This is a genomic window from Streptomyces sp. NPDC058691 (assembly GCF_042714775.1).
Taxonomy (GTDB): domain Bacteria; phylum Actinomycetota; class Actinomycetes; order Streptomycetales; family Streptomycetaceae; genus Actinacidiphila.
Map to the genome: position 1 here is coordinate 1 of NZ_JBHXSO010000118.1, position 10,306 is coordinate 10,306.

A 10,306-nucleotide genomic window follows, 5' to 3' on the forward strand; every position below is an offset into this window, starting at 1 on the left:
CCTCGACCCGCAGACCCGTGTCCTCACCGCGCTGAAGGCCGGCTCGGTGACCGTCACGGTGACGAACGACTCGATGCGCGCCTACACCGACGACAGCTCCCTCGCACCGATCACGACCTCCAAGACCATCCAGGTCGTGCCCGCCGCACAGGGCTGAAGCTGACTGTCTGACATGCGAAGCAGCGTGACCGAGGGCGAGCACGAACCACGTGCTCGCCCTCACTGCTGCCCGGCCGTGCCGTGATGGCACCACGATGGCGTCATCGGATGTGCCAGAGCGGCCGAGGCCCCATGTGGCACCGCGGTGACGCAGCCCGGCGCCAAGCCATTGATGCAGGTCAGCACCGCAGAACCCCTCCCTTTTCGCGGCCACTCCTCTCATGGCATTGCGTATGGCGCCACGATGGTGCCATGATGGCGTCATGGACCTCACGCCCTATGTCGACAACCTCCGCCGGGAACTCGCGGTGGCCGCCGAAGCCGGCGGCGAAGAAGCCCGCGAGCTGGCCGAGCGGCTCACCGCTCCCCTGGAGTCGGCGACCCGCCTGACCATGCTCAATGTGCTCTCCGCCGCGATGGACGAGATCACCCGTGAACTCGCCCCGGGCTCGGTCGATGTGCGGCTGCGGGGGCTCGACCCCGACTTCGTGGTGACGCCGCCGCCGCGCGACGAGGTCTATGAGGACAGGAGCGGGCCCGCAGAGCCGCTCATGGCACCGCCTCCGGCACCGGGTGACGCCGACGAGGGCGCGACCGCCCGCGTCAATCTGCGTCTGCCGGCGCACCTCAAGGTGCGCGCGGAGGAGGCCGCGACCCGCGAGGGCCTGTCGGTCAACGCGTGGCTGGTACGCGCCGTGTCGGCCGCGGTCGACGGCGGCACGCGGCCGCGTACGCCGGAGAAGACCCGGACCACCGGACAGAGCTTCACGGGCTGGGTGCGTTAACCGCGCCGCGCCCGCACCACTTCACCCACATCCCCTCCCGCCAGCGGGGATACCCCGAGGACCCATGAGGACGGTATAGCCATGCCTTCTTTCGACACCCCCGAACCGATCTCGGTCACCGCCCATGTCGGCGCCGGCTCCATCCTGTTCACGGCGGGCGACCGCGCCGACACCGTGGTCGGGGTGCGGCCCCTCGATCCGAAGCGGGACAAGGACGTGCGGGCCGCCGAGCAGACCGAGGTCACGTATGCGAGCGGCGTCCTGACCGTGCGGACGAAGGAGCGGCGCCTCATCGGGCCCAGCGGCGCCGTCGAGGTGACGGTCGACCTGCCCACGGGCTCGCGTGTCGACATCACCGGATCCTGGACCCAGGTGCTCGGCGAGGGCCGGCTCGGCGAGGTCCGGGTCAAGTCGTCGTCCGGTGACGTCCGGCTCGACACGACCGGACCGCTCCAGCTGACCGCCTCCCACGGCTCGATCACCGTGGACCGGATCGAGGGCTCGGCCGAGATCACCACCAGCTCCGGCAGCCTGCGCGTCGGCACCGTCGACGGATCCGCCGTCCTGAAGAACTCGCACGGCACCACGACCGTCGGCGCCGCGATCGGCGACCTGCGGGTGAGCGGTGCCAACGGCAACATCGACATCACGCGCGCCGAGGGCTCGGTCACCGCCACCACCGCCCACGGCACCCTGCGCGTCGCCGAAGTCGCCCGCGGAACGGTGCAGTTGGAGACCTCCTACGGTGCCATCGAGGTCGGCATCCGGGAGGGCACCGCCGCCTGGCTCGACGCCAGCTCCGAGCGTGGGCGGGTGCGCAACACGCTCGCCGACGCCGAACCTCCGCAGCAGACCGAGGACACCGTAGAGGTCCGCGCCAGGACCCGCTGGGGCAACATCGACGTGCGCCGCGCCCAGGTCTGAGCGCCCAACCCGCCAACTCCCCACTCAATTAACCCTTCGAATGGGAGGGCTCCATGCCTTCATCTGTCATGCCCACGCCCAGGAATGGCGATGTGCAACCGCCCGCCGCCGTCTCCGCCATCGGCCTGCGCAAGTCCTACGGCGACAAGACCGTCCTGGACGGTGTCGATCTGTGGATCCCGGCCGGCACCGTGTTCGCACTGCTCGGGCCGAACGGCGCCGGCAAGACCACCGCCGTCAAGATCCTTTCCACGCTCATCTCCGCCGACGGCGGGCAGGCCCAGGTCGCGGGCCACGACCTGGCCGGCGACCCGCAGGGAGTGCGTGCGGCGATCGGTGTCACCGGGCAGTTCTCCGCCGTCGACGGCCTGATCACCGGCGAGGAGAACATGCTCCTCATGGCGGACCTGCACCACCTGTCCAAGCAGGAGGGACGCCGCACCGCCGCCGAGTTGCTGCGGCGCTTCGACCTCGCCGACGCGGCGAAGAAGCCGGCCTCCACCTACTCCGGCGGCATGAAACGCCGCCTCGACCTCGCCATGACCCTGGTCGGCAGCCCGCGGATCATCTTCCTCGACGAACCGACCACCGGCCTCGACCCCCGCTCCCGGCACAACATGTGGCAGATCATCCGTGAGCTGGTCACCGGCGGCGTCACCGTCTTCCTCACCACCCAGTACCTGGAGGAGGCCGACGAACTCGCCGACCGTATCGCGGTACTCCACGACGGCAAGATCGCCGCCCAGGGCACCGCCGAGGAACTCAAGCGGCTCATCCCCGGCGGCCACGTCCGGCTCCGCTTCACCGACCCGGCCGCCTACCAGACCGCCGCCTCCGCACTGCGCAAGGCCACCCGGGACGACGAGTCCCTCACCCTGCAGATCCCCAGCGACGGCAGCCAACGCGACCTGCGCGCCCTCCTCGACGAACTGGACTCGGCCGGCATCGAGGCCGACGAACTGACCGTGCACACCCCCGACCTCGACGACGTCTTCTTCGCCCTGACCGACACCACCGGCATCCCCGACCAGCCCAAGGAGACCGTCCGATGAGCTCTCTGTCCCTCGCGGTGCGCGACTCGTCCACGATGCTGCGCCGCAACCTCCTGCACGCCCGCCGCTATCCGTCCCTCACCTTGAACCTGCTGCTCACGCCGATCGTGCTGCTGCTGCTCTTCGTCTACGTCTTCGGCGACGTGATGAGCGCGGGCATGGGCGGCGGCGGCCGGTCCGCGTACGTCGCCTACATCGTGCCGGGCATCTTGATGATGACCATCGGAGGCACCGTGGTCGGCACCGCGGTGTCGGTCTCCAACGACATGACCGAGGGCATCATCGCCCGCTTCCGCACGATGGCGATCCACCGCGGGTCGGTGCTCATCGGGCACGTCATCGGCAGCGTCCTGCAGTCGATCGCCAGCGTGGTCCTCGTCGGCGCCGTCGCCGTCGCCATCGGTTTCCGCTCCACCGACGCCACGGCCCTGGAATGGCTGGCGGCGCTGGGGCTGATGGCCTTGGTCGCCCTGGCGCTCACCTGGATCGCGGTCGGAATGGGCATGGTCAGCCCGAACGCCGAGGCGGCCAGCAACAACGCACTGCCCCTGATCGTCCTGCCGCTGATCTCCAGCGCCTTCGTCCCGATCGACGCGATGCCGGGGTGGTTCCAGCCGATCGCCCAGTACCAGCCGTTCACGCCGGCCATCGAGACCGTGCGGGGCCTTCTGCTCGGTACGGAGATCGGCAACAACGGGTGGCTTGCGCCGGCGTGGTGTGTGGTGCTGACGGTGCTGGGTTATTTCTGGTCGAAGGCGGTGTTCGATCGCGACCCCAAGTAGCCGGGGGCTTTTTCCCCCGCCCTCCCGCCCGGGTGCCCTGTGAAGTCAGGGCGCCCCGGCGCGCGTTGCGGGGTGGGCCGGGTTCGGGGCCTCCGGGGCCGGCCATTCTGGACAGCACATTTCGGTGCCTCGGGCACCTGCCGTTGATCACCCCGGGTTGTGCACCCAAATATGCTCCACAGTCCAGAACGCCCACCCCTCCACCCCCGCCCCCTCCGTAGTGTTCGCGCCTGATCCCCAGTGGGGGTATGGAGGCAGTCCGGGTGACCGCGGTTGCCTGGATACCGCCCCACCGGTGTGTGGGCGGTGACGCCTGGGCGCCCGATGTGCCGCCGCACCAACCCCGGGCCTGTGCCATGGCCGCCTCCACACTCCCACTGGGGATCAGGCGCATGACGAAACGGAGGGGGCGGGGGTGCAGGGGTGGGTGTTCTGGACGGTGCGGGATATTTGTGTGCGGCATCCGGGCAGGGATGGGATGAGCAAGTGCCCGCCACGCACGTAAATATCCCAGTCCAGAATGGCCAGCCCCGGAGGCCCCGAACCCGGCCCACCACGAAACGCGCGCCGGGGTGCGTGACTTCACAGGGCACACGGGCGGGTGGGCGGGGAAAAGAACCTACCCGGACCGCAAGCGCAGCGTCAGGTCGCCGGCACAGCACGCCGCAGCGGAAACCGCCGGACGGCCGACCGCAAGCGGGGCCGCACCGACACGAGCACCGCCGCACCCGCCGCCCACAGGGCGAGCGTGGCGAGCGGGGTGAGCGCGTGGGCCCCGTCGAAGTACGTGAGGTCGGTGACCGCCCGTACCGCCGCCCCCGGCGGCAGCGCACCGGAGATGGCGCGCCCCGCGCCGGGCAGCAGGTCGGGGCCGATCGTCGCGCCGCTGGTGGAGTTGCCGATGGTGAGCAGCAGGAGCGTCGCGACCGGGACGCCCAGCGGCCCGAGGTAGGTGCCCAGCACCTTCGTCGTGAACGCCGCGGCCGCCGACAGCAGGGCCAGCGTGAAGGCCAGCGGCAGGTAGGGCGCGGGCACGGCGCCCAGGACGGGACCGGCGATGAAGGCGGCGAGCAGGCCGGAGACCGCGGAGAAGCTCGCGATGAGGGTCAGCCGGTGACGCAGGTGGAGGAGCTGGGCGAGTCCCAGCGCGTTCTGGGCGAAGACGAAGCCCGCGAGCGACACGCCGAAGGACACGTAGAAGCCCGCGAGGCCGCGCGCGTCGTACGGGTCGAGCGGGACGACGTCGTGCACGGTGACGTCCTTGCCCGCCCCGTGCCCGTAGGCCGAGACCAGGTTCTTCACCGCGGTCGTGGTCGACAGGCCGTTCGCGCCGGCGACGTCGAGCCGCAGCTCGTCGCCGTGGTGGGCCGAGCTGAGCGCCGCGACCACGTCGTGCCGCTCCAGGGCCAGCCGGGCGTCGCCCGACGAGGCGGCCAGGCGAACGTCCACGGCGTCGCCGAGCGCCTGCTGCACCTGGTGGGGCAGGTGGGAGCCGGAGACCGAGATCGGCAGCCGGTGCGGCTGGGGGTTCCGCTGCACCCCGATGTAGCAGCTGATGAAGGCCGAGACGATGACAAGGGCGATCAGGACGGGCTGCAGCCACGCCCGGACCGGAACGGCGCTCCTGCGGTGCGCGGCCTCGTGGGGGTTGGGGTGCACGGATGGTCTCCAGGTTCCGGGGTGGTGAGGTCGTGGCCGGCGGCGCTGCCGGTGTTGGACGTGACGGCCTAATGTGACCGGTCGTCTTGGACAGGGTAAGCGTTCCGCCACCCCGCGGACATTCCCGGACCGCGCTCTGAGGCGACCGGTCATACTGAGGGCGTGACGACGAAAGAGCGGATCGCCGAGGCCGGACTCCGGCTGTTCCACGAGCGCGGCTACAACGGCACGAGCGTGCAGGACATCGTGGTCGCGGCGGGAGTGCCCAAGGGGTCCTTCTACAACCACTTCAGCAGCAAGGAGACGCTCTGCCTCGACGCGGTCGAACGCTTCTCCGGCAATCTGGCCCTGGAAAACCTAGCCGGTCCCACCGTCTCGCCGGTCGCCCGGATCGAGGAGCACCTGCGCCACCGCGTCGCGCTCGCCGGGCGCAGCGACTTCGCGCGCGGCTGTCTGCTGGCCAATCTGGCCGCCGAGATCCCGGCGCACAGCCCGGTCCTGAGCGAGGCGGTGCACGGGCACCTGCAGCGCTGGCAGGCGGCGCTCGCCGAGACGCTGCGGGAGGCGCAGGACGCGGGGGAGGTGGCGCGGACGGTGCCGGCCGAGGCGCTGGCCGACTACCTGGTGAGCGGTTTCGAGGGGGCGATGTCCCGGGCGAAGCTCGTCCGGGACCGGCAGCCGCTCGACGCGTTCCTCGACGTGACCTTCGACACCGTGCTCGCCCGCCCCGCCGCCTGAGCCCCTGCCGGGCCCGGCGCACGCGGTCAGCGGCCGCGGGTCTCCCGCCTGCGGGCGAGGGCGTACAGGGCGGTGCCGGTCGCCACGGAGATGCTCGCCGCCGCGGCCATCATCGCGACGGGCCGGGAGCCCGCTGAGGGGGCCGTGCGGGGCCCGGCCGCGCGGGCCGCTTCGAGGACCAGGTCGGTCACGGCGCGGGGCGCCGTGACGTGGACGGCGTGCGGCGCGTCCACCTCGACGATGCGGGCGCCGGCCCGCCGGGCCATGAAGCGCTCGTTGGCGGCGCCGATCGCCTGGTCGGCGGCGGCGACCAGGTACCAGGAGGGGATCGTCCGCCAGGCCGCGGCGCGGGCCGCCTCGGTCACGATCCCCGTGGCGGCGGGGCGCTGGGCCGCCGCGAGTGAGGCCGCGGTGGCGGCGGGGACGCGGTCGCTCAGCATGATCTCGTTGTACCGCTCGGGCCTGATCCACAGTTCGAGCCCGTCATCGCCGTCGCCGTCGGGCACCGGGACCGTGCGCAGCGCGGCGGGTACCAGGGCCGAAGCGTCGGCGAGGTGGCTGCCGGGGAACCTCGCCATCAGCCGGCGGGTGTTCTCCCCGGCCTCCGGCGCGAAGGCCGCTATGTAGACCAGGGACTTCACTTCCGGGTTGCCCGCCGCCGCGTTGGTGATCACCGCGCCGCCGTACGAATGGCCGACCAGCACGACGGGGCCCTTGATCGTCTTGAGGACCGCCGTCAGGTACGCGGAGTCCGCGGTCAGTCCGCGCAGCGGGTTGGAGGGCGCCAGCACCGTGTAGCCGTTCTTCTGCAGGCCGCGGATGACGGGAAGCCAGCCCGACGCGTCCGACCACGCCCCGTGCACCAGCACGATCGTCGGCCTGGTCCCGCGCCCGTTGCCGCTCGCCCCCGCGGGGGACGCCGCCACCGGGCAGGAGATCGCCAGGGCGGCCGTCGGCAGGAGCAGGGCCAGGCCGCGGGCGCGTGCACGGCGGGCTTTCGCGAGCGGATTCGCAGGCATCGTCACTCTCTTCGCCTCGGGGCGGGCAGGACGGTTGGTGACGAGTCTGCGCGGAGGGTGGTCGCGGGGCGCGACCGATGCGGCCGTAGGAGTGACCCGGCGCGGCGCCGGAACGGCGTGGCGCCGTCCGTGCGGCATCCGGCATGCCGTGTTCGGGGTCCCGCTCCGGCCGCCGGGACGGCGCGGGTCCGGCGGAGACCCTGGTCATCGGCGTATTCGCCCACGGTGGAATGGTGGCGCCGCTTCGCATTGTTCGATTCAATACCGCCGTGCCGATGTCGAAACCCTCATGAGCACATGACGCATTCATGACCTGAGCGCCGCCGCGTCGTCAACTCACATCGAACGTCAGGCAATCCGATGTTCGCCTTTAATTAAGGTGGGATCCATAGGTTCGACAGATGTACAGGAACCCTCATGAGCGCTCCGCGCGCGGTGCGGAGGCCCGACGGTGAGCACGCAGACCGCCGAAGTCACGGGCACGATGGCCCGGCGCACAGCGCAGGAGTCCGGCTCCACTCCGCTGATCTCGTACGTCCTGCCCGTCTACAACGAAGAAGAGGGCATCCGGACCTTCCACAAGGAACTGGCCGCCGCGCTCGACGGGCGCAGGGAGTTCCGTTACGAGCTGATCTACGTCAACGACGGATCCTCCGACGGCTCGGCGGAGATCCTGCGGGACCTCGCCAAGAGCGACGCGCGGGTCCGGGTCGTGGACTTCGCCCGCAACTTCGGGCACCAGATCGCCGTCACCGCCGGAGTGGACGAGGCGGACGGCGACGCCGTCATCATCATGGACACCGATCTCCAGGACCCCCCGAAGGTCAGCCTTGAGCTGGTCGACGCGTGGCAGGCTGGAGCCGAGATCGTCCACGCGCGGCGCCGTACGCGGCAGGACACCTTCTTCAAGCGGACCACGGCGCACGCCTACTACCGCGTGCTGCGCAGCTGCGCCGAGGTGGACATCCCGCTGGACACCGGGGACTTCCGCCTGCTCGACCGCCGTGCCGCCGACGAGCTGCGGCGCTTCCGCGAGCGGAGCCGCTTCGTGCGCGGCATCGTCGCGTCGATGGGGTTCCGGCAGACCGAGGTCTACTTCGACCGCGACGAGCGGTTCGCGGGTGAGACCAAGTACCCGCTGCGCAAGATGGCCCGCCTGGCCACCGACGGTGTGACGAGCTTCTCGACCGTGCCGCTGCGGATGATCACCCGGCTCGGCTTCTTCGTGCTGGCGCTGTCGCTGGTGGGCATCGTCTACGCCGTCGGCATGCGGATCATCCGGCCGGAGATCACGGTGTCCGGCTGGACGATGCTGATGGTGGTCGTCCTCTTCCTCGGCGGTACGCAGATGCTCGCCATCGGCGTGCTCGGCAGCTACATAGGCCGCATATACACCGAGGCCCAGGGCCGGCCGCTGTACATCGTGCGCGAAGTCGTCCGTCATGACGGCGACTGAGGCGAGCCGGGCCGCCGGGACCGCGGCCGCGGACCGTCCGTCCGGCCGCCGCGCGGACCTGCGCCAGCTGATCCGCTACGGGCTGGTCGGCGGCAGCGGCGTCCTCCTCGACATGGCGTCGTTCCTGCTGCTGTACAACGTGCTCGGCCTCAACGAGCAGGTGGCCAACGTCATCAGCACGAGCCTCGGCATCACGAACAACTTCGTGCTGAACGCGCTGTTCACCTTTGACAAGCGGGACCGGCTGCTGGTGCGCTTCCTGCGCTTCTACGCCGTCGGCCTGACCGGCATCGTCCTGACCTACGTCCTGTTCCGGATCTTCTCCGACGGGCTCGGTGCCGACCCGAACCTCGTCAAGGCGGGCTCGCTGCCGCTGGTGCTGGCCGTGCAGTTCGTGCTCAACAGAAAGTGGAGCTTCGCATGAATCTGGGCATCATCGGTGCCGGTGCCACCGGTCTGACCGCGGCCTACGACGCGGTCAAGGCGGGCCACCAGGTGACCGTGCTGGAGGCCGCGGACGAACTGGGCGGACTGGCGGCGTCCATAACCATCGGGGGAACGCCGCTGGAGCGTTACTACCACCACATCTTCCGCAGCGACCGGGAGATGATCGCCCTCATCGAGGAGCTCGGCCTCGGTGGTGAGCTGCGTTTCCACAAGCCCACCACCGGCGTGTTCCGCGACGGGGCGCTGCACCCGTTCAGCACGCCGATGGAGATGCTGCGCTTCCCGTCCTTCTCGCTGCTGGACGGTGTGCGCTTCGGCGCCTCCTCCGCCGCGCTGAAGCTCGTGCGCAACGGCGAGCGCTTCAACGACCGCACCGCGCTGTCGTGGCTGCGCCGCTGGGCCGGCCGCGGCGCCACCGAGTCGGTGTGGGAGCCGCTGCTGCGCGGCAAGTTCGGCGACCGCGCCGACGAGGTCTCGATGGCCTGGCTGTGGGCCCGTGTGCACTGCCGGACCTTCGAACTCGGCTATCTGCACGGCGGGTTCGAGCGCGTCTACGCGGCCCTGCGGGACGCGGTGAGCGCGCGCGGCGGGAAGGTCGAGTTCGGCAAGCGGGTGGAGACCATCCGCCAGCCCGAGGGCGCCGAGCAGGTCACCGTGACCACGGACGACGGCGCGCAGTACGCGTTCGACCAGTTGATCGTGACCACCCCGCAGCCGGTCTTCGCCAAGGCCGCGGAGGTCCCCGCGGACGCCGCGGTGTGGCGCAACCAGTACCTCGGTGCCACCTGCTTCGTCCTCGAGGTCGACCGCAGCGTCATCCCGTACTACTGGCTCAACATCAACGACCCGGACTTCCCGTTCCTGGCCGTCGTCGAGCACACGCAGATGGTGGACAAGGCGGAGTACGGCGGCCGGCACCTGCTGTACGTCGGCAACTACGTGCCGCGTGACGACTGGCGGTTCACCACCGCGCCGGCCGAGCTGTTGGACCGGTTCATCCCGTACCTGCAGCGGCTCAACCCGGACTTCGACCGCACCTGGATCCAGGAGTGGCACTTCTCCCGTGCCCCCTTCGCCCAGCCCGTGGTCACGCCCGAGTACCGTGCCGGGATCCCGGACCACCGCACGCACATGAGCCGGGTCACCCTGGCCACCATGGCCCAGATCTACCCGCACGACCGCGGCCAGAACTACGCCGTCGCCCTCGCGCGCAAGGTCACCGGCCTCATCGGCGCGAGCTGACCGCCCGCACCGACGCGAGGGGCCCCACCGGACATCCGTCCGG

10 protein-coding genes are annotated in these 10,306 nt (G+C 70.8%); 8 read left to right on the forward strand and 2 right to left on the reverse strand.

Annotation, left to right across the window (positions count from 1 at the left end; all coding sequences use genetic code 11):
* The first annotated feature begins 422 nt into the window (after nt 1–422).
* The 4 genes from ACFWVC_RS37970 (at nt 423) to ACFWVC_RS37985 (ending at nt 3,702) form a co-directional block, all read left to right on the forward strand.
* On the forward strand, nt 423–944 hold the full coding sequence (locus ACFWVC_RS37970) for a hypothetical protein (protein ID WP_384299024.1): 522 nt from the start codon (nt 423–425) through the stop codon (nt 942–944).
* Between the two features lie 81 nt (nt 945–1,025).
* A complete protein-coding gene (locus tag ACFWVC_RS37975; RefSeq protein WP_384299027.1) occupies nt 1,026–1,868 on the forward strand; it encodes a DUF4097 domain-containing protein in 843 nt (280 codons plus the stop codon).
* 53 nt (nt 1,869–1,921) lie between these two features.
* Nucleotides 1,922–2,920, forward strand: coding sequence for an ATP-binding cassette domain-containing protein (locus tag ACFWVC_RS37980; protein ID WP_384299034.1), 999 nt, complete (start codon nt 1,922–1,924; stop codon nt 2,918–2,920).
* A complete protein-coding gene (locus ACFWVC_RS37985; RefSeq protein WP_384299039.1) occupies nt 2,917–3,702 on the forward strand; it encodes an ABC transporter permease in 786 nt (261 codons plus the stop codon). Before ACFWVC_RS37980 ends, ACFWVC_RS37985 begins: the two co-directional genes overlap by 4 nt.
* A gap of 642 nt (nt 3,703–4,344) precedes the next feature.
* On the opposite strand, the gene ACFWVC_RS37990 is transcribed toward ACFWVC_RS37985, so the two are convergent.
* A complete protein-coding gene (locus ACFWVC_RS37990) occupies nt 4,345–5,361 on the reverse strand; it encodes a hypothetical protein (RefSeq protein ID WP_384299045.1) in 1,017 nt (338 codons plus the stop codon).
* Nucleotides 5,362–5,523: 162 nt separating this feature from the next.
* Between ACFWVC_RS37990 and ACFWVC_RS37995 the strand changes: the two genes are divergently transcribed.
* Nucleotides 5,524–6,099, forward strand: coding sequence for a TetR family transcriptional regulator C-terminal domain-containing protein (locus ACFWVC_RS37995; RefSeq protein ID WP_384299050.1), 576 nt, complete (start codon nt 5,524–5,526; stop codon nt 6,097–6,099).
* Between the two features lie 26 nt (nt 6,100–6,125).
* On the opposite strand, the gene ACFWVC_RS38000 is transcribed toward ACFWVC_RS37995, so the two are convergent.
* Entirely contained in the window at nt 6,126–7,118 is a 993-nt protein-coding gene (locus tag ACFWVC_RS38000; protein WP_384299055.1) for an alpha/beta fold hydrolase, read from the reverse strand.
* A gap of 451 nt (nt 7,119–7,569) precedes the next feature.
* Between ACFWVC_RS38000 and ACFWVC_RS38005 the strand changes: the two genes are divergently transcribed.
* The 3 genes from ACFWVC_RS38005 to ACFWVC_RS38015 are packed head-to-tail and all read left to right on the forward strand — an operon-like array spanning nt 7,570 to nt 10,263.
* The gene (locus tag ACFWVC_RS38005) at nt 7,570–8,574 is read left to right on the forward strand and encodes a glycosyltransferase family 2 protein (RefSeq protein WP_384299061.1); all 1,005 of its coding nucleotides are present in this window, start codon (nt 7,570–7,572) and stop codon (nt 8,572–8,574) included.
* Nucleotides 8,561–8,998, forward strand: a complete 438-nt coding sequence (locus ACFWVC_RS38010; protein ID WP_384299068.1) for a GtrA family protein — start codon at nt 8,561–8,563, stop codon at nt 8,996–8,998. Before ACFWVC_RS38005 ends, ACFWVC_RS38010 begins: the two co-directional genes overlap by 14 nt.
* Nucleotides 8,995–10,263, forward strand: coding sequence for an NAD(P)/FAD-dependent oxidoreductase (locus ACFWVC_RS38015; protein WP_384299073.1), 1,269 nt, complete (start codon nt 8,995–8,997; stop codon nt 10,261–10,263). Before ACFWVC_RS38010 ends, ACFWVC_RS38015 begins: the two co-directional genes overlap by 4 nt.
* Nucleotides 10,264–10,306: the final 43 nt, after the last annotated feature.

What these genes read in the sequence shown, in the direction of transcription:
- ACFWVC_RS38015 (WP_384299073.1), top strand. Translation starts at nt 8,995, where the DNA reads ATGAATCTGGGCATCATCGGTGCCGGTGCCACCGGTCTGACCGCGGCC.
- ACFWVC_RS38000 (WP_384299055.1), bottom strand. Translation starts at nt 7,118, where the DNA reads ATGCCTGCGAATCCGCTCGCGAAAGCCCGCCGTGCACGCGCCCGCGGC.
- ACFWVC_RS38010 (WP_384299068.1), top strand. Translation starts at nt 8,561, where the DNA reads ATGACGGCGACTGAGGCGAGCCGGGCCGCCGGGACCGCGGCCGCGGAC.
- ACFWVC_RS37975 (WP_384299027.1), top strand. Translation starts at nt 1,026, where the DNA reads ATGCCTTCTTTCGACACCCCCGAACCGATCTCGGTCACCGCCCATGTC.
- ACFWVC_RS37980 (WP_384299034.1), top strand. Translation starts at nt 1,922, where the DNA reads ATGCCTTCATCTGTCATGCCCACGCCCAGGAATGGCGATGTGCAACCG.
- ACFWVC_RS37970 (WP_384299024.1), top strand. Translation starts at nt 423, where the DNA reads ATGGACCTCACGCCCTATGTCGACAACCTCCGCCGGGAACTCGCGGTG.
- ACFWVC_RS37985 (WP_384299039.1), top strand. Translation starts at nt 2,917, where the DNA reads ATGAGCTCTCTGTCCCTCGCGGTGCGCGACTCGTCCACGATGCTGCGC.